The sequence below is a fragment of the Legionella impletisoli genome, assembly GCF_900639875.1.
In the GTDB taxonomy this organism is placed as follows: domain Bacteria; phylum Pseudomonadota; class Gammaproteobacteria; order Legionellales; family Legionellaceae; genus Legionella_A; species Legionella_A impletisoli.
Map to the genome: position 1 here is coordinate 30364 of NZ_CAAAIA010000002.1, position 19915 is coordinate 50278.

Below are 19915 nucleotides of genomic sequence, written 5' to 3' on the forward strand. Positions count from 1 at the left end.
GGCGATGCCGCACTAATACATTGTAAATGCGAAGATTAACCGTATTTACAATTCAACACGCCTTCCCTTCCAAAGGTCGCGGTCGCCCCAAAGTTGCATACGCCAACAATTATACTCAACAATATTTTTTGAGTTCATCATAAGGCTTACTTCATCGCCGATGTTTTGTAAATACCATTTAAACGTTTTACGCGCCTCATCGTCTTCAGGAGAGACCTCAAACATTAATTTTTCTATACCAAACGTTTCGATTAAGGCAAAAATAACATCCTTACGCCAATTCTTAGGATCAGGAATTCCTTCGGTAATGCCCTCGGATTCAATCATTAGCGTGTGTGCCCCAGCATCAAAAAAGCGCCGGCCTTCATTTAATAAATCCTCAACCGATTTTGAAGATTTTATTTTGCCTTCATAACCAAACTCGGCTGTTCCACCTCCAACCCCTGACATAATCGTAATTTCAGGTTTTGGTTTAAGACCTATTTTTTCTATTTTTTTAACGATTTCGATTTGATCACTTAATTTAAAATCATCAGGATGTTCAAACATCCCACTCGAAACTTCCACCACATCAAACCCTAAAGCTTTGGTTTCTTCTAGATATTGATCGACTATTTTAGGATTTTCTAGCACGATTCGCTCAATAAAACCACCTGTGTTCACATACACGTGATGATGGTGGGCAATGCTAGTAAAGGCCATGACCTCTTCGGGCTTCAGTAACGACTGAGTCCCTCCAGCAAATTTAAATCCATCAATATAATGCCCCCACGTGGTCAGTAAACCATTAAGTTGTTGCGTCGTAAAGGCTTCATAGTAAGGACCTCGTACTTCCGTTAACCCTTTCGTGCGTGGTTTAGAAGGTAATTCCTTGAGCGTTACAAACTCAAAAGCTCTTTGATACTGTTCCATAATAACCATCCTTAGTTACTCTTGGTATGAGTTTAGTATAGATTTTCTAGTTCGGTAATTAATCGTAATGAATGCTGTTAAGACCCCATCCTATGGGTGATAGCATCCTTATCTTCTTGTTCATCTTTCATTCCACTCTTATGTTCTTTCGTAAGTTTATCATCGTCTTTGATGGATAAGTCTTTTGCAGTATTCGCGTTAAATAGATTCTTCATATAATCTACAAATTTTGTAAACCATCCTCGTTTATCTGCAATAGATTGAATATGATCATTTCCATAGCTAATGTGGGCGCTAGTCATATCAATTCTTTCTTTACCCTCTTTAAAAGATACATTCAGCGTCGCTTGTGCTTTGACACAAAAATCATTTCCTTTGTCTGGTTCAATACGACCATTATCATATTTTTCCAAGAGATCATCTTCAGCATTTGGATCTAAAGTGAATTTTTTTACTGTATAGATCTCTTGTATTTTAAAACCAGTTGGCGTTGTAAGAATATTGACTTGTTTATCATTATCTTCTGCCTTAGCTGAGGGCCCTATGCCTGAGCCATTAAAAACATGATACATAGAGGCAGATACAGGATGAAGTAACCCACCTTGATGAAAAGAAGTCATTAAGTAATTAACTGCTTGGGGCTTATTCTCTTCAGGCAGATCCCATAAGATAGTATCAGAAAAAAAAGAGCGCAATTGCCCCTCAGTTAAAGTTTCTTGATGAATGCCTTTCATCTCCATTAATTCTCTTATCGGTTGACCATTAATAAAAGCATTATCCCAGTTCAACCGTTGCCAATCAGCGACAATATTCGATTCCCCCGTATTAATTTTCACATCAAGTGGGGTGTGAGCCGTATGAAATTTAACCCATTTATCGTTCAAGCTTATACACTCTTGCTGGTTTATGTAATGGTCAAATCAATCTTTTACATTAAACTATAGATTTAATATCCAACCTTTGGTATAATAATTATACTATATGACGGTATTTAAATCATGAATTTCATTCAACAAAATCATCGTCGACGTCTTCTTAAATACACAACGGATGTATTTATTAATCCGTTCAAATCGATGGCGCTGGTTTTAAAATCTAGTGGGTTTATCATTGCCGGTTGTATTGGGTTTATTCTAGCCGAATTACTTCATTGTTATGCTCACATTGAGGGAGCGAGGCAAAAATACCAAGCTAAAGCGAAAAGTCTTTCTTGGATGATTGGTAAAATAGGGATTAAAGCGGGCCGTCTAGTTGCCTCTATCACAGGTGCAGTAGCTTTAGCCTTATTAACGATACTGGTTGCATCCCCTTTAGTCCCCATTTTAGCTTGCATTAGTATCGCAGGATTTATGATCTCGTCGATATTCTCAACCTTACATAAAGGCCGTGGGTTGATTGATCACCTTCGACATGGCTCTAAAGAAAATCTAGGGGCCTATAATAAAAAAAGAAATGCACTAATTATTCGCGCAACCATCGGGGTGCTTGGCACAGCGCTTGCCATTGTCGTTATTTTAAAACTATCCTTCGTGATGGCATTGCTAGCTAACCCAATTGCGTTGGTTATAGGCGCTGCCATATTTGCCGGAATGGCCATTTGGAAAGCGTGCATAGCTTTTAAAGAATATAAACATCCCAAACATATGAAACCTGCCGAAGAACTTAACTGTTCAGAGGTTGAAATTCAGTTAAAAGAACTTACTACTGTATCTTCTCCTGAGAACGATGCCGAGCCCGCCTCTATTCTCGATGCCCCACATTCTGCCCCCCTCGGTTTTTTTGACCATAAATCTCCTTCGGATTCAAAACCCGTACCGTCTGAAGATACCTTTAAATCTGATGCTCAATCACATATCCACCAATCACAAAGATTAAATACATAGCGATCAAAACTCCACCCATAACTTTAGTAATTCGCTTATTCAGCATAAAAAATGAAATAAGAATCATCGTTACAAAACAGATGGGCAAATAAAAAAGCCGTGTCACCGCATCTACCTGAACGGGATGGATCATAGCGATTAGTCCCGCATTACACAAAAAGAACGCAAATACTGAACCTACAACGTTACCATAACTAATATCTTCTCGACCTTTAAGGGCAGCAGGTAATTCACGAGCGACTTCTTCGATACTGACTAAAAACGCCAAGATAATCATCCCAAAAAAAGTATCTGAGAGGCCTAGAACACTTATAAACGTCTTTGAAGCATAGACAATTAACTCACTTCCCAAAATAATCGCCCCCAAAGACAGAAATAATACCCCCAAAGACTTCCAAAGCCCTTGTTTTTGAAGGGATTTCGCTTTCTTGGAAAGAGGATGTGCGGGTTTGATGTTGTAACCCTCTTGATTTAATTTAAGTAAATATAAAATGACGCCAATAAAGCCACCGAAAAGGATTATTCCATCAAGTCTTGAAAGAGTCCCGTCAAGGGTTAATCCCGAAAAGAGAAGAATCGCTAAGTTTGGTAAAATAAGAATACGCAGGGGTGTTTTTTTGAATGTCATGGGACTTATTATCGCAGTGAATCCAAACGCAAGTGCAATCGCTACCATAGTGGCACCAATAATGCTGCCTAGAGCAATCCCAGAGACTTGGTTTACGGAAGCAACCGCTCCAACGGCCAGATTTTCAGGGTCAAACCCTATAAAAATAACGCTGATTATAAAAGTAGAAACCCCTAAATTAATTGAAGTCCCTACTGCGCCTTTTACTAATTTGCCAGCAAAATGCAAAACAAGTACGAGGCCTATGAAAAATAATGCGAGTGAAACCAACATATTCAACTTGATCTCCTTATCTTAGACATACGATTAAATGGTTAGCCATTTATTTTCTCTTTTTTGAGTATAGATTTTTTCTACCCCCACGTACTTCAGCTTGCCGAGCTTGCCTGATACGAAGTGATAAACTAGCATCGCAATGGATGCTTTGGTCAAGCCAAAGCACGTTGAGATAGGTTGGATTTTTTCCTACCCCACCAGAGTGGATGCTTTGGTCAAGTCAAAATATGTTGATTCAGGTTGGATAAAGTTGGTGATAGCCGATTGCTTTCTGTCATTCATAACCCTTGCTATGATTACTATGAATAAATGAATTAAGGAAGATCCATGAAATTAAATCGTTTTGCATTAGGATTTTTATTTTTGCTCATGTTCCATACTGTATTTGCCGCAGAGATAAGCGACGCTGCAATCGAAGAACAGCAAGACGACCAAAGCCTCTGTGTTCAACAAAGGATGAGTCAATGTCTTAATACGTGTCAAAGCCAAGGTGAAGCAGACTGTGATGACTTATGTGAAGAAAACGTTAAAAATGAGTGTCGACAAGCCGGCGAATAATATCTATTCAAGTAGAGCTGTGCATTCAGGACAGCGTTTTGCTTTGATATGAATATCGGAATAACAAAAAGGACAGGTTTTGATTGAGGCGGGCTTTTTCTCTTTCTGTTGTGATAATTTATTCATCTGTCGAACCATTAAAAAAATAACGAACGCAAGGATAATAAAATCAATTAATACACTAAGAAACTGTCCATATTTAATTGAAATTTCTGGCTCTGTTCCTGTTTTATTTTGCAGGATGATGGCTAAGTTTGAGAAATCGACATTACCTAATAATAACCCAACAGGCGGCATAACCACATCGTTAACTAAAGATGAAACTAAGTCACTAAATGCAGCACCAATAATGATTCCAACGGCCATATCGACCACATTTCCCCTTAACGCGAATTTTTTAAATTCTGCAAACATTTTAAAAATCCTTAATGATGTGATTTTTTTTAGATTTTTTTATTTTAAACACAAATATTTCCTATATGAAACGGTAAGAAAATTTAAGTCATCACAACAGGTTAGTAAAAAACACTTGCTCTTTAGGAAGTGGATATGCTCTATTAATGTGTACGTAGCTTCAGGGAAGGAAGAATACTATGACCTCAAAAAAAACCAGCGAAGATTATTTCCGTTTAATCAAACAAAACCATAAACGCTACCTTGAACACAACATGCTTACGCATCTGGAGCTTACAGGCGGCTTAAAAAAAGCAAAATTGGTTGAAGATTACACCAAAAAACTCATTCATTTTCGCCCAACCAAAGAACGCTATTTGGATAGTGCTATTCAACAGTTGCCTCTCAGTTCGAAAATTGGTCATGGAGCTTTATCGGCACTGTTAGGCTTAGGCATTAGTGGTTTAACCGCATCGGCTACTCAAAAAATTGGGATTTCATCGGGTGCATTTAGCACTGTACTGGCTGCGGGTGCAAGTAATATTGCTTATAAGGCGTGGAAAGAAAGCGCTAAAAATGCGTCCGAAGATTTTTCAGCTTTTCAAGAAGCTATGAAACAAGCGGGTTTTAACGACGAGCGTTATAATGCCCTATCTGCTTCCTTAGTGAAACTCTTTCATTTTCGTGAATGCATCTTATTGAAGCTTGAAGACAACAATGGTATTAATATTCGAGAAGAATTCAAAACTCGCTATTTTCCACAAGAAAAAGGCTTTGATGAGGACGCATTAAATCTCGCGATAGAAGCTTATTTTCTTGATGAACTCAATGCTTTATTTAACAGTGCCTTTAAAGATATTTACGAACTGCAAGAAGATTCCATCAAAGATGAGAAAAAAAATCTCATTTTTAACTGGCTCAAACTATTTTTTGAAAAACCAGAGCACCGGCAACGGTTTTCACAGCAAATGCAAATCCAGTTCATGGAAGAGTGTTTAAATTATCTTGAAACCGAAATGGCCGAACCAAGCTTTTATGCGCGTCATCCCTATGCCTCAGCCAGCGTAATGGGTTTGCTTGGCGTGCTTCTAGCCTTGAGTTTAGCCGCAGCAGTCATTGGAGGGCCAATTATAGGGATTGTGGGTATAGGGTTACTCGGTTCTTGTTTGGCAGCAGCTTCGGCTTATTGGGCTTTAAAAAAAGTCGAAGCCGTTAAATACAAACGAACAGGAACTAACCGTGAAGCCATAGCCGCTACCATTCATAACGTTACAAATGAATGCCGAAGGCTTGATCGTTTAATAAAAAATTCAGTAGATACCTCACCTCTGGATGTGAAGTTGCTGCAAAAATATCAGGAGGATGGTTCACCTAGCATGTTCCACAAACTTTGTTTGTTCTTTGATCATCACCATGAAGTAGCCATGGGAGCCAGTACAGCATGGCTACGTGAATACGCTTCTCGTTATCGTCATAGCAAAGCTATTGAAATTGAACTAGGCAAAGCGCACCAAGGCATTATAGAACGTAGCGAAAGGCAAACCCATGAGCTACAAAAGGAGCTCGCTGAATGGATGTTGAAGGGGCAGCATAAATCACCGCCTAAAAAACTTCAAAGCTTTGTGTATGACTCTGAAAATTATTTAAGAAAGCCTGAACATCAAGTATTTATCGAGCGCTTCGAACTCACTGAAAAAATAAGACAACAAGTCTTAGAAATCGTTGGCTCGCTACCCTATACCACCGATACCCTTTCTCTACCAGGCTTATTAATTGATTTTTATACTTCACCTCTACACCATGGTGGACTCGGCGGGCAGTTAGAAGATTTAGCCATGGCAAGATTGCTATCTCCTACAACCCTCCCATTTGATATGTTATTGCTTACCGCTCAAAGAGTAAGCTATGCTCAGTCTAAAAGCCCTTATTACACTTATCTTCTAAAAGGGGATAATCTATATCGGAAGATGCTTGGGCTAAGTATTCAGAGCAATTTTGAGCTCACCGAACATAATATTACTCCAGGTAATATAAACCATTATCTCAAACATTCGTTTGATTTTTTATTTTCATTAAATGAAGGCATTTCTGCAAGACAAGGTGATGTGAATCTTGCTAAGCCATTTAAGCTTTCGCATGAGTTTGTGCTTTATCGAGCTTTATTAATTAAGCAGTTAGCTTCCATTGCCGATCCAAATAATCTTCGTACCGATCCCATCGTGCGGGCTGAGATTAATCGATGGATAGAAGAACAGCTGCGCATTAGCCCAACGGTTGTATTTAATGATGTCGTCAATCAATCCCTCTTCTTAGAAGAAGATGCATCTTCTATCACCATCTTAGATCCTTTAGGCATCGCTCATCCTGTATCCGAGATTAGTTTTATTGCGGAGGCTCTGCGCTTAGACCTCGCTTATGCTTCGCGATCCTATACACCCAGTATGCTCATAGACCAAGAGGCAAAAGCTTTTTTATCCAAGCGAAAGCCCCATGAAAAAATAATATTTTGTCAACGTGATACGCAAACACTCATGACGCCGGAAGATACAGAAACTTACCACTTAAAAATTAAACAAGTGATTTTAAACACCAGTCATTTCATTGAGCATTTAACACACAACAATACCATTAAAAAATCCAAAACCCTAGATTGTTATCTACATGATATGATCCTAGAACTTCAAGTTCTGATTGAAAAGATTGAGCGACAAGACGGCTTATTTAGCAAAACCTATGGGAGATCAAACCCTTCCTACCTTCATTTAGCCTTCGAATCCTTAAAGCATTTTAGCTTAGAATTAGACGGCCTTCTTACCCGAGAGTCCAATCAACTTAAAGTCTTAAATAAAACACTTGATTTAACCTTTGAAGATTGGTCAGCTGTCACACCCAAGTCGAATTTCACCCACACAACATGCAATGGAATTGCATTTTTCACTCAAACTATTTCAAAACGAATTCAAGGCATTCATGAATCGTTTGAAGTAGATCCCTTGCTGCGCTCGGGATGATTGTGAGTTACGGCCTCTAACTTAGCCCAGGGTTATTCCATCAACAGACTCGAGTACTGACCTCCTTCTTTTACATTGAAATAACCCTTTTTCGACTTATACTTAATTTATACGACTAATTTTCATGGAAAGAATAAGACGCTTTTATGATTAAAGAACTTCAAGAAGCACTTAATAGCGTTATCTTAGGAAAAAGCGACGTAATACGCCTTTCTATTAGTTGTCTTTTAGCCGATGGACATCTTTTATTAGAAGATATACCAGGTATGGGCAAAACAACCCTAAGCCATGCTTTAGCACATTTCACTGGCATGAAATATCGGCGGATCCAATTTACCAGTGACTTATTGCCCACCGATTTAATTGGTGTATCGATTTATGATGTTGAGCATCAACGGTTTAATTTTCATCCGGGACCTATCTTTTCACAACTCATTTTGGCCGATGAAATTAATCGTGCAACCCCAAAAACTCAAAGCGCCTTACTTGAAGCCATGGAAGAGCGTCAAGTCACAACCGACTCTGGTACACATTCACTCCCCACCCCATTTTTTGTTATTGCTACTCAAAATCCAGCGCATCACGCAGGGACATTTCTACTACCCGAATCACAATTGGACCGTTTTTTAATGCGCTTATCCATTGGATATCCCTCTCCTGAAGCAGAACGAAAACTTCTTATCGAAGAAGAACAAAGAGATAAGCTGAATCATTTATCTCCTGTTATCGACCCAGAACAATTATTGAAATGGCAAATTGAATGTCAAAACATCACCGTTTCAGAACCCGTGTTGGACTACATCCAAGCCATGCTGCAAACGAGTCGTGTACAAGATTGGTTTAATCACGGGCTAAGTCCCAGAGCTGGTCGCGCTTTGCTTCGAGCATCCCAAGCCTATGCGCATGTATGTGAGCGAGATTTTGTTAGACCTGATGATGTCCAAGCCATATTGCCGGCAGTTGTGAACCACCGGCTTGTGTTTAAACGCGCCAAAGGAGAGCTTACACCAGCGGATATGCTCTTAAATCATGTTGAGGTACCTGTGTGATTTTACGGCTCAAACAATGGGTTTCGGAAAAGATACGTTATTGGGTGCAAAAGCGCCATCCGCTTTCAAACCCACAACACCTCTATTCAAACCGAATCTATATTCTGCCCTCGGCTTTTGGTTGGCTCTACGGTATCGTTATTTTGACCATAACAACGGGTGCCATCAATTATCAGCTTAATACCGCCTATTTTTTTGTTTTTCTTTTAGCCATTCTCGGATTACTCTCCATGTGGCAAACACATCAAAACTTAAAAAACTTAAGTATTCAGTGCATGATGATTGATGATGTTGAAGAAGGACATCCAGCCAAAATCAGACTTTTCATCAATCCAAAACATCAACTACGGTATGGATTAATCTTCTCTACGAACCAAGGTGAGGTGGTCACAGTAGAGAAAATACCTAAAGAAGGGAGCAAAGCTATATTACCGCTGGAAACGCATGCAAGAGGCCAATTTAAAATCCCTCCCATTAAGATTTACAGTTACTACCCATTGGGTATATTTAAGGTATGGTCCTATCTTTATTATGACGTGAACTATTATGTATACCCAGCAGCCAAGCACCCTGGTTTTTGGCCAGTTTCCATAAGTGAAGAGAGTCTCTTAGACAATCCTATCCAACATCCTGGGGATGAAGAGCTTTATGAACTTCAATCCGTAGAAAGTCCTTGGGTCCAAGCTAGCCGAATCGCTTGGAAAATTTCAGCACGAACAAACGAATGGTATTTAAAAAAAATGACCAACCCTGCTGGCGAATACTGGTTATTTAGATTGGAAGATTTACAGGAAACCGATCTTGAAACCAGTTTGGAGTATTTAAGTTATTGGATCCAAACTGCAGAGCAGTTAAAACAACCTTATGCTTTAGAGTTAAATGGCAAAGCTTCTCTGTTTGGTTTTGGAGAAGAACATAAGCGGTCTTGTTTACGAAAACTAGCGGTGTACTAATGTATGTTTATTATGGCGAACAAATCCCTTTAGCCACGTTAAGGCATGCCTTATTCGTCATGGGATTTTGTTACTTACCGCATTTTGCAACCACGCCCTGGTGGCTCTCTTTGTTTGCATTAGCCGCAATCAGTTATCGCTTGGCTGGCAGCTATTGGCATTACCCTGTACCTCCATTATGGATGCGAATATGCATTGCAATGAGCGCATTATTGATTTTAAGATGGCACTATGGAGGATTTTTATCCAGTGGTTTTTTTATTGGGGTTTTAGTCACTTTTTTTTGGTTAAAACTCATTGAGTTGCATCGCAAACGAGATTTGCGTGCCATTATATTAATTAGCTTTTACGTCATTTTTACCGCTTTAATTACCCACACGAATTTATGGATTTTCTTTTATGTCATTATTGCAGTCCTCGCAAATTTATCGCTTCTTTTAAAAATGCAGCTCCCTTCCGCACCCCTTGTGCGATTGAGTCGGAAAAGCTTGATTCTTTTAGTCACTGCTATCCCTGTTAGTATTTTAATGTTTTTTGTTTTTCCCCGTATTGCAACACCTATGTGGTTAATTAATTTACCTCCTATGGGGCAAACGGCATTCCATGAAAACATGAATCCAGGATCCATTGCATCGCTTCAAACCGATGATCGAACGGCCATGAGAATTACCTTTAATGATCAAGACAAAGCCGGGGTAACGATTTATTGGAATGGTTTAGCATTAAGTCATTACGATGGCATCACGTGGAGTGAGCCCAACAAAAAAGCTTTTGTGTATCTGCCATTGGAACTACTATCAACCAAAGAAGAAGCGGATTATGAGATTCTTCTTGAAGCTCATGAAAAACGCTGGCTTTTTTACATGGAGGAACCCATCGCCGGTTGGCCAAAATTAAAATATTCTTCAAATACAGGTTTAACGCTTCTTGATTTTAAACCCATCAATCAACGCTTTGCTTATGCGGTGACTTCAAGGCCTAGGCTATATTACCCTTTAAATCGATTATTGCTAGAACAGAATCTCCAATTACCACGAAACTCAAGCCCCAAGCTCAAAGACTGGGCTGCACAACAAATGATTTTAGCCAACCATAATCCTCTTCAATTGACACAACAAATTCTTAAATATATTAAGGAAAAACCTTTCTGGTATACTTTACAACCTAAACCCATTGGCCAAGATACTTATCAACTTGACCGCTTCTGGTTTGATACCCGCGAAGGATATTGTGAACACTATTCAAGCGCCCTGGCTTTTATCTATCGTGCTGCAGGTATTCCTGCTCGCGTGATACTTGGGTACTATGGTGGCGAGTGGAATCCTGTTGGGAAGTATTTAAATGTTAGGCAAAAAGATGCTCACGCCTGGGTGGAGTATTGGCAAAATAACATTGGATGGATTCGAGTCGATCCTACTGCAGCAATCCCCCCTCATCGTATTGACCCAACAATTATTGAGGAACAAGAGCCGAATCAGGCGTTTTATATGGATTGGGAACGCTATCAATTAGAGTTGCCTTGGCTTTCGCGAATGAAAATCATGTATGAATCATTTAAGTTTTTCTGGGAGCGGTGGTTACTGTTTTATAATCAGGAGCGTCAGCAAGAGCTCATTCAATCCTTTGGGTTTGGTCCATGGAATTTAGGATTCTTAATCCAAATTTGGATTAGTATTGTACTAGTCTTCTTATTCTTTGGTTGGGCCTGGTTTCACTGGCAATCCAAACGAATTGATCCGCTCATACGTGAATACCAGCGACTACGTCAAGAATTCAAACGACTCGGTATTCCTATAGCATTACCTATGAGTCTATTAGCACAACTTGATATCTTACAAAAAACATATCCTAAGTTAGACCCAATTGTTTCAGAATTTATTGCAAACTATGAGGTCAAGAGATTAAAAAAAGCACTGGGAAAAGATACCTATGCCCGAAAAGAAACTCAAATCTTGCTCAAAGATCTTCGTAAACAATTACGAAGGATTTGAAGGAGGAATCGCGTTCACTTGTTCTTCAAACTGTATAATGGTTTTCAACCCCTCATCGGTTAAAGACAAATAATTGTAATCTGGATCCGCTGTGGTTCGCTGCATCCATTTATTTGCAATGCATATATCCGCTAAGCGTTCGAGTTCTGCTAAATTGGTATCAATTTTATATAAATATTTCAGTTGATTCACCATGTCGACATCAACACTTAGAAACACAGCATCATTGGACAACCCTCGCGCACGCATTTCATTGTAAAACACCGCCAACAATCCTATCTCGTTCATAGTGCCCCCGTTATGATAAGGCTATTTAATGTGAGTTCGATATCAGCAAAATTCGGACTTTTCTGATATCGTACCGGCTTAGTTTAAATAGTGTAGTCGAGCGTTATTGGAATGAAAACTGAGTATCCTTGGATCACTCAAATTCTTCGATTCCACATTTTTGATTGGCAGGGACAGCTACATGCATCATTTTAGGATGTGGTAAATTTAATCCCGCCATTAAATCCGCGTATGCTTCGCAGGAAATTCCCGCTAACCTTGGGTTGTATAATTTTTCCTCGCCAATGGTACTGACCGTCATACCATTATAATCATGTCCAGGGTATACCAAGGTTTCATCAGGTAACGAAAATAAACGCTCATGGATACTCAAGTATTGCTGAAAAGCATTGCCATGCTGAAAATCCGTACGCCCTGTGCCTCGAATGAAAAGAGTATCGCCAGTAAACACTCTGTCGTTCAGCAAAAAACAATACGAGTCATCGGTATGGCCAGGCGTATACAGAACGTTTAATTCAAAGCCATCAAAACGTAACACATCATTATCACGAAAACGCCTCGTTACACAATTTGCTTGACTTTGTTCTCCCATCATCATGTCACAATTTAAAAGACGATTTAATGTGCCCAGAGCAGTAATGTGATCGGCATGTAAATGCGTATCTAACGCTGCGACTAATTTCAAATCCAGTTGGTTTATTAAAGCCAAATATTGCTCGGCTTTTGATTTAACTGGGTCAATAATCACGGCATCACGGCCTTTAGCAGCGGCAACTAAATAAGTATAGGTAAATGATTCATGATCAAAAAGCTGTCTAAATAACATCCTAAAACTCCAGATTAACCTGTATTACGTGAAAACCGTAACAAAGCATGATTGGCACGGGCAACTGCATTATCCATTGCCTGCTTTGGTGTTTTAATACCAGAGAAAATTGCCTCAAGCGCTTCATCATTAATCACTCTAAGTTGATTTTGCATTTTTGCCTCAACTATGTCTTCTCGGTTTAACAACTCCTTTTTGGCAAGCTGTAATGTTGGCGCACTCATTTTTTCCTGTAATGACTCGTAAATTCCAGTTATTCCCAGGGGTAAGTAGCCCGTATTTTGATGCCATTGCAGTTGAACTTCAGGGCGTGATAGAAATGCCAAATATTTTGCAACACCTTTATAAATCAGGTTTGAATGCCCTTCAATTACCCAAACTGCCGCCCCCCCTGAAACATTCGGATGACGATTTTGAGAAATTCGGTTATCCATTGGCATCATCGCCATCCCAACAGGAAATGAAACGAGCTCAGCTAGGCTATTATATCCCCCTGAAGATTGAGAATAAACTGGACATCGTCCACTGGTAAACAAGACACTTGAATCATCCGTTCGGCCACCGTACTCGAAATAATGTTCATTTTGCCATCGTCTTAGGCGCTCAAGAAACTGAATAGTAGACTTATTATTGTATTGTGCCTTAGACTTTAATGGGTCAATGAGTGGCAACCCATGCAGTGCTGAAAAGGATTCAATCAGTATCCAAGCCGGATTCGCACTGGTGTATACACAAGGATAACCTAACGATTTGAGCTTCACGGCCATCGTTTCAAACTCATCCCACGTTTTGGGAAAGTTTTGAGGGGTATAACCGACTTTTGCGAGTGCCTCCGCATTATAAAACATCACTGGAACCGATGTATTAAAGGGCATCGCCACCAAGCGCCCGTTTACAGAATAATACGCTAATACCGCAGGAAAAAAGCTCTCTTTTGGCAAACTCAAGCCATGCTCCTGCATGATCGCATCAACTGGCTTAATGATTCCCTTAGGAGCCAGCATAGTGGGTGTTCCAATTTCAAATACTTGTACGAGGGGTGGAGCTTGTTTTGCTCGAAATGCAGCCGCCAAGCTCGTTAAACATTCATTATAATCCCCTTTATAGATAGGTTTTACAACAAATTCATTTTGACTGCGATTAAATAAGTCAGCCACACGATTAACTTCAGATCCTAAGTGCCCTGCCAAAGAATGCCAAAATATAAGTTCGGTTGGTTCTGCCTTAGCGCCTGTCGTCCATAGGCTAAAAAATAATAGACCAAATGAAATAAAAGATGGGTATTTTCTTATAGAAAATACCCTTTCTTTGCAGAATCTTAAAAAACCGTACAATAAGTCCATTAGCAGTTTAATCCATTTTGAGGACTCAAATGTCATTTATTTATTCAAATTAAGGACTTTGACTTCTCAGGCCAGTAAATCTGGATAATCGCTAAATATGGCATCAACGCCCCATTCAAACAATTTATGAGCCAAACGTCTACGATTAACGGTATAGACAAACACCTTATATCCCTTATCCTTAATTTCAGCGATTCTTACTTTATTGGCAGCTTTTGCACTCAAATGAATCGAAACGCACTGAATTTCATCAGCCATTTTATGCCAGCTCTTATCCCATTTATCAAGCAATAATCCTAAGGGGGCCTCTGGTGACAGATTGCGACAAAGCTTTAACGCTTCAAATTCAAAACTAGAAAGTAACGGTAAAGATTTATCATTTGCCCAATAACGATTTAACGAAGTTAAAACCGCAACGGTGGTTTCTTCTGTTTTCGAAGGAGTAGGCTTAATTTCTATGTTTCCCTGAACTTCGCTGGCCTGCATCCATTTGAGCACTTCAGGTAAGGTTGGAATTTTTTCACCACGATACTGTTTTGAAAACCACTTACCTGCATCCAACGCCAACAATTCTTTAGCCGATTTATTGGCAAGCGAACCTTGGCCATTCGTCGTTCTTTTTAATGACTCATCGTGGAAAACAAATGGCTCACCATCTTCACTCAACATCACATCAAACTCAATCCAGCGACAGCCGAGCTCTAATGCTTTTTTGAAGGCTGACATCGTGTTTTCAGGGGCATAGGCTGACGCACCACGATGTGCGATTACGTGTTCAAACGGTAACAAATTAATTCTCCTGCTTTCGATTCGAAGCTGCTTGGACTACAGCGGTCATGGTTAATTCATTGCTAACCGCAACATCAGGGACGTTTGCAGGCATTGCCATCGTGTTTACCAATTCGCGGGTTTTAAAGGCTTGTGGCGGAGGTTCTCTATCCCCTTCAACAAAGATTAGCTGGTGCAAGCTATAAGATTGCCCTGAATAGACCTTGTTTAAACGACTTAATTCCTGATTGGCTTGTTGATACAATGCTTGACGTAATTGATTTTTTACATCTTGTACTTCTTCTAAACTGGGTTTGAATTCAATCGAGCTGATTTCATAATTCATCCCTGGCTTGCTAACAGTTTTAGCATTCTTATAAACATTCGGCAATGCATTTTGCTCTACTCTAGCTCTAGCTAGAACCGTTAGTTTTTCAAGGCCAGAGCTATCTTGTGAGCGGTCAAATTGAACGAGATGCCACTCTCCTGGAGCAATTTTATCCAAGCTATTGGTGATTTCCGCTCGTGCTTTAATTAAGTCTGTGTTAGTTAAGGTAGCATTAATAGTCACATTGACTAGCGCACTTTTAGTAGTGACCCATTGCCTTGCAGTCATTTGAAAACCCACTTTATCCAATACGAGCTCAGAAGGGGGGGAATCTGCAAATCCCATTGAGCTTAGAAAAATCATTGCAAATAGGGTGGCTCTTTTTTTCATTGTTTTCCCCTCACCATAGGAAAGTTTATGGTTTCATCAAGTGTAAATGATATCTTAAAGATTGTCTCTTTTTGTACCTTGATATAAAACCGTGCTTTTTACAAAAGAATAAACAAAGCGATTGTTTTATTCAAAATCTATTTTTAAAGAGAAAATATTTCTAAAGAAATTCCACGGGCAATATAATTGATTTAGAGTTAAAATAAGTCTATAACATTAGACAGAATTCACCAAGGGAGCTTACCTCCATGATCTCCATTGATAAAATTGAGACAAATTCAAGCATCAATCAAGAAGACTTTCTGGACTACGCAATGACTCGAGGATTTGGTGATCTTCATTTTAAAGTTGATCCAGAATCAGGAATGAAAGCCATCATAGCGATCCATAGCACAAAACTTGGCCCAGCCTTGGGAGGCTGTCGCTTCATTTCTTATCCAAATACCCATTCTGCTTTGATGGATGCCATGCGACTCGCACGCGGAATGAGTTATAAAGCAGCATTAACTAATTTACCATTAGGTGGCGGTAAATCCGTAATTATAAAGCCAACTACGCCTTATAATCGCCGCGCTTATTTAGAGCAATTTGGTCGGTTTATTCAAGAGTTAAATGGACGTTATATTACAGCACTTGATAGCGGCACAGATTTAAGCGATATGGATATTATTGCGGAACAAACGCCTTACGTTGCAAGCTTATCAAGCTATAATGGTGATCCCTCTCCTTATACTGCAATGGGTGTTTTGCGCGGTATTCAGGCTGCGATTGAATTTAAGCTTGGTAAACAAGAACTCAATGGTTTACATGTTGCTGTTCAAGGGTTAGGTCACGTCGGTTATCAATTAGCAAAACATCTTCACGAATTAGGTGTTCGCTTAACCGTTGCAGACATCGATATAACTCGTGTTCAGCAAGCAGTGAACGAGCTTGGAGCCTCACCCGTTCCAACTGAAGAGATCCATAAAATCCCCTGTGATGTCTATGCTCCTTGTGCCTTAGGAGCCGTCATCAATGACATCACCATTCATCAGTTGCAAACCACCATCATTGCAGGCGCTGCCAATAATCAGTTAGCACATACTTATCATGGACAACTTTTACATGATAAAGGCATTTTATACGCGACCGATTACGTCATTAATGCGGGTGGATTAATCTTTGCTGCAAGCAAATACTTGCGTACACCAGAAGAACAGGTCAAAAAGCAAATTGATGGAATCGGTACAAGTTTGCTTGAAATATTTGAACGTTCTCAACAAGAAGATAAACCCGTTAGTGTCATTGCCGATACACTCGCTCAAGAAAAATTAGCCTAGTCGAGACCTTATGAAACATTTAAACATTACCGAAGCCTTGCACGACTACATCCTTGATAAGTCGCTTAGAGAACATCCGGTTCAAGAAGCCTTACGAGAGGAAACCGCTAAAATGCCTTTGGCGATCATGCAAATTTCCCCCATTCAAGCGCAATTTATGCAATTGCTTATACGCCTGCTTAATGCCCAAAGAGTTTTAGAATTAGGAACATTTACAGGCTACAGTGCCTTATCTATGGCCTTAGCCCTACCGGATAATGGAAAACTAATAACATGTGATCTTAATGAAGAATGGACGAATATTGCTAAGCCCTATTGGGAAGAAGCAGGCCAAGCCAATAAAATTGAGCTTCGTCTTGGCCCTGCGTTAAGCACCATGCAACAATTATTAAATGAAGGCCTCGCAAAACAGTTTGATTTGATATTTATTGATGCCGATAAAACCAATTACATGGACTATTATGAACTAAGCTTAGCGTTAATTCGTCCTCATGGACTCATCCTCATTGATAACGTGTTATGGCATGGCAAAGTAATTGATGAATCAGAAACAGGTGGCCAAACACGAGAAATACGTCGCTTAAATGATTTTTTAAAAGAGGATGAACGAGTGCATATTTCTATGTTGCCTATTGCCGATGGTCTATTTTTAGTGCAACCCAAAATTTAATTGATAAACATTTTCTGCTTAGCTGTAGTAACGGAATACGATTACAAGGAGTCAAGCAATGAACGCACCCACGTACGACAATCCCTGTGGACTGAATGGATTCGCTTTTCTAGAATTTTCTGGGCCAAACAAGCAGGAATTACATCGTGAATTTACACAAATGGGGTTTCAGCCGATTGCCAACCATAAACATGAAGCAATCACACTCTACCAGCAAGGCCATATTCGTTTTATTTTAAATGATGCAAAGCATTGCCAAGCAGAAAAACACGCCACCACTCACGGACCAGGTGCTTGTGCAATGGGGTTTCGCGTTCAAGATGTGGATAAAGCCTTAGCCTATGCCCTCGAACACGGTGCAATCCAGTTCGAAGATTGCCAACATGCCCATCATGGCTTACCAGCAATTAAAGCCATTGGCGGAAGCGTAATATATTTTGTGGATAAAACACATCAGCCTTTTGCAAACGATTGGTCAGAAATTCTTTATGATACAACGCTTCCAAAATCTGCAGAACTCGTTGATATTGATCATTTAACTCATAACGTATTTCGTGGAAATATGGATAAATGGGCCAATTTCTATGAGTCTATCTTTAACTTTCGAGAGATCCGATTTTTTGACATCAAAGGAAAAATGACTGGTTTAGTTAGTCGCGCGCTAGCAAGCCCTTGCGGAAAAATCAAAATTCCTTTAAATGAATCGAAAGATGATCAATCTCAAATTGAAGAGTTTTTACATGAGTACGAGGGCGAAGGGATTCAACATGTAGCATTAACGACCCATAACATTTATGAAACCGTGAAGACACTTCGGAAAAATGGCGTCTTATTTTTAGATGTACCCGATACCTATTATGAAATGATTAAGGATCGTATTCCCTGGCAAGATGAGCCCCTTAATCAGTTGAAAGAACAAAAAATACTTATTGATGGTGAAGCGGATCCCAAACAGGGGCTGCTTTTACAAATTTTTACCGAGAATTTATTTGGCCCAGTATTTTTTGAGATTATCCAGCGTAAAGGAAATGAAGGGTTTGGCGAAGGTAATTTTCAAGCTTTATTTGAAGCCATTGAACGTGATCAAATTCGTCGAGGAACACTGCAAGAAACCGAATAAAATCACGCTATTATTTATGACCCGACATTTTACATGAGCGTCTTTTATCAAAAAAGGCCCTGTCTGGATTAAGTTATTGGGCAGAATCGTTCAAATTTATCATTAAGGACCATTTATGAAGCTAGCATCATTGAAATCTCCTCAGTCCAGAGATGGGAAATTATGCATCGTGAATAAGTCCTTAACAAAAGCGATTCTCGTTGAAACAATCGCACCAACTTTGCAATATGCCGTTGAAAACTGGGAGTTAGTTAAAGAGCCTTTAAACACGTTTTATACCGAGTTAAATGAAGATCGGTTTCAAGATGCGTTTCCTTTTGAACCTGAGTTGTTTGCCTCTCCCCTACCCCGCGCTTACCAGTGGGCGGATGGTAGTGCTTACGTCAATCATGTTGAGCTGGTTCGTAAAGCCAGAGGCGCTGAAATGCCGAAAAATTTTTGGACCGATCCGTTAATGTATCAAGGTGGCTCCGATTACTTTTTAGGCCCTTATGATCCGATTCTCATTCAAAACGAAGAATATGGAATTGATTTTGAAGCGGAAGTTGCCGTCATTACCCGTGATGTAGAAATCGGAATCGATGCGAAATCCGCAGAAGAGAGCATTCTTCTTTTAATGCTTGTGAATGATGTGTCTTTAAGAAATTTAATTCCTAATGAAATTGCCAAGGGATTTGGATTTTTTCAATCAAAGCCAGCCAGCAGTTTTTCTCCAGTTGCTGTCACCCCTGATGAACTTGGCGATAAATGGGACGGCCAACGAGTTCATTTACCATTATTAAGCTACTTGAACAACACTTTATTCGGCCAACCCAATGCGGGGGTCGATATGACGTTTTCATTTCCTGAGTTGATAGCTCATGCAGCTAAAACCCGAAAACTTTGTGCGGGTAGCATCATTGGATCAGGTACGGTATCGAATGTAGATAAAAGTAAAGGTTCATCTTGTATCGCTGAGCAAAGAATGCTCGAGATTCTTGAAAAAGGCAAAGCAGAAACTCCTTTTATGCACTTTGGCGACACGATAAAAATTGAAATGAATAATGAAAAAGGTGAAAGTATTTTTGGCGCGATTGATCAAACGGTACAAGCTATTAAAAAGCCGTTGTAACTGCCATCTATGATAGAAAGCGATCAACTTGGAGGAAAGAACAAGTTCTTATTTTTCTTCTCGTAAAGGAAGAGCCAACTAGATTACAAGGGGACCAT

19 protein-coding genes are annotated in these 19915 nt (G+C 39.7%); 10 read left to right on the top strand and 9 right to left on the bottom strand.

The features are described 5' to 3' along the window. Positions 1-45: 45 nt before the first annotated feature. Both E1O41_RS02370 and E1O41_RS02375 read right to left on the bottom strand, forming a co-directional pair. The gene (locus tag E1O41_RS02370; protein WP_131775720.1) at positions 46-912 is read right to left on the bottom strand and encodes a phosphosulfolactate synthase; all 867 of its coding nucleotides are present in this window, start codon (positions 910-912) and stop codon (positions 46-48) included. 77 nt (positions 913-989) lie between these two features. Continuing rightward, complete coding sequence (locus E1O41_RS02375) at positions 990-1796, bottom strand: hypothetical protein (RefSeq protein ID WP_165481081.1); 807 nt, start codon at positions 1794-1796, stop codon at positions 990-992. A 114-nt stretch (positions 1797-1910) separates the two neighbouring features. Here E1O41_RS02375 and E1O41_RS02380 point away from each other — a divergent pair, with 114 nt between their 5' ends. Beyond that, positions 1911-2795, top strand: coding sequence for a hypothetical protein (locus tag E1O41_RS02380; RefSeq protein ID WP_131775722.1), 885 nt, complete (start codon positions 1911-1913; stop codon positions 2793-2795). On the opposite strand, the gene E1O41_RS02385 is transcribed toward E1O41_RS02380, so the two are convergent. Continuing rightward, complete coding sequence (locus E1O41_RS02385) at positions 2743-3696, bottom strand: sodium:calcium antiporter (RefSeq protein ID WP_229669327.1); 954 nt, start codon at positions 3694-3696, stop codon at positions 2743-2745. The genes E1O41_RS02380 and E1O41_RS02385 overlap by 53 nt on opposite strands. A 330-nt stretch (positions 3697-4026) precedes the next feature. On the opposite strand from E1O41_RS02385, the gene E1O41_RS02390 reads away from it, so the two are divergent. Further along, positions 4027-4257, top strand: a complete 231-nt coding sequence (locus E1O41_RS02390) for a hypothetical protein (RefSeq protein ID WP_131775724.1) — start codon at positions 4027-4029, stop codon at positions 4255-4257. A gap of 3 nt (positions 4258-4260) precedes the next feature. On the opposite strand, the gene mscL is transcribed toward E1O41_RS02390, so the two are convergent. Continuing rightward, positions 4261-4671, bottom strand: a complete 411-nt coding sequence (gene mscL, locus E1O41_RS02395) for a large-conductance mechanosensitive channel protein MscL (protein WP_131775725.1) — start codon at positions 4669-4671, stop codon at positions 4261-4263. A 179-nt stretch (positions 4672-4850) separates the two neighbouring features. Between mscL and E1O41_RS02400 the strand changes: the two genes are divergently transcribed. The 4 genes from E1O41_RS02400 to E1O41_RS02415 all read left to right on the top strand — a co-directional run bounded on the left by E1O41_RS02400 (position 4851) and on the right by E1O41_RS02415 (position 11654). Further along, positions 4851-7661, top strand: a complete 2811-nt coding sequence (locus tag E1O41_RS02400; RefSeq protein ID WP_131775726.1) for a hypothetical protein — start codon at positions 4851-4853, stop codon at positions 7659-7661. A gap of 146 nt (positions 7662-7807) precedes the next feature. After that, on the top strand, positions 7808-8710 hold the full coding sequence (locus tag E1O41_RS02405) for an AAA family ATPase (RefSeq protein ID WP_131775727.1): 903 nt from the start codon (positions 7808-7810) through the stop codon (positions 8708-8710). After that, complete coding sequence (locus E1O41_RS02410; RefSeq protein WP_131775728.1) at positions 8707-9663, top strand: hypothetical protein; 957 nt, start codon at positions 8707-8709, stop codon at positions 9661-9663. The genes E1O41_RS02405 and E1O41_RS02410 overlap by 4 nt, the downstream gene beginning before the upstream one ends. Beyond that, positions 9663-11654, top strand: a complete 1992-nt coding sequence (locus E1O41_RS02415) for a transglutaminase TgpA family protein (protein WP_131775729.1) — start codon at positions 9663-9665, stop codon at positions 11652-11654. The genes E1O41_RS02410 and E1O41_RS02415 overlap by 1 nt, the downstream gene beginning before the upstream one ends. Here the strand turns inward: E1O41_RS02415 and E1O41_RS02420 are convergent. From E1O41_RS02420 to E1O41_RS02440, 5 genes are all read right to left on the bottom strand, one after another. After that, positions 11640-11942, bottom strand: a complete 303-nt coding sequence (locus tag E1O41_RS02420) for a hypothetical protein (RefSeq protein WP_131775730.1) — start codon at positions 11940-11942, stop codon at positions 11640-11642. The genes E1O41_RS02415 and E1O41_RS02420 overlap by 15 nt on opposite strands. A gap of 133 nt (positions 11943-12075) precedes the next feature. Continuing rightward, entirely contained in the window at positions 12076-12768 is a 693-nt protein-coding gene (locus E1O41_RS02425; RefSeq protein WP_131775731.1) for an MBL fold metallo-hydrolase, read from the bottom strand. A gap of 14 nt (positions 12769-12782) precedes the next feature. Further along, complete coding sequence (locus E1O41_RS02430; RefSeq protein WP_131775732.1) at positions 12783-14111, bottom strand: extracellular solute-binding protein; 1329 nt, start codon at positions 14109-14111, stop codon at positions 12783-12785. Positions 14112-14177: 66 nt separating this feature from the next. Next, entirely contained in the window at positions 14178-14900 is a 723-nt protein-coding gene (gene ugpQ, locus E1O41_RS02435) for a glycerophosphodiester phosphodiesterase (RefSeq protein ID WP_131775733.1), read from the bottom strand. 1 nt (position 14901) lies between these two features. Next, complete coding sequence (locus E1O41_RS02440) at positions 14902-15597, bottom strand: hypothetical protein (protein ID WP_131775734.1); 696 nt, start codon at positions 15595-15597, stop codon at positions 14902-14904. A 248-nt stretch (positions 15598-15845) separates the two neighbouring features. Here E1O41_RS02440 and E1O41_RS02445 point away from each other — a divergent pair, with 248 nt between their 5' ends. The 4 genes from E1O41_RS02445 to E1O41_RS02460 all read left to right on the top strand — a co-directional run bounded on the left by E1O41_RS02445 (position 15846) and on the right by E1O41_RS02460 (position 19817). Continuing rightward, positions 15846-16916, top strand: coding sequence for a Leu/Phe/Val dehydrogenase (locus E1O41_RS02445; protein ID WP_131775735.1), 1071 nt, complete (start codon positions 15846-15848; stop codon positions 16914-16916). Between the two features lie 10 nt (positions 16917-16926). After that, positions 16927-17586 (top strand): class I SAM-dependent methyltransferase, encoded by a 660-nt coding sequence (locus E1O41_RS02450; RefSeq protein WP_131775736.1) that lies wholly within the window; start codon positions 16927-16929, stop codon positions 17584-17586. A 58-nt stretch (positions 17587-17644) separates the two neighbouring features. Then, complete coding sequence (gene hppD / locus E1O41_RS02455; RefSeq protein WP_131775737.1) at positions 17645-18706, top strand: 4-hydroxyphenylpyruvate dioxygenase; 1062 nt, start codon at positions 17645-17647, stop codon at positions 18704-18706. A 115-nt stretch (positions 18707-18821) separates the two neighbouring features. Further along, on the top strand, positions 18822-19817 hold the full coding sequence (locus tag E1O41_RS02460) for a fumarylacetoacetate hydrolase family protein (RefSeq protein ID WP_131775738.1): 996 nt from the start codon (positions 18822-18824) through the stop codon (positions 19815-19817). Positions 19818-19915: the final 98 nt, after the last annotated feature.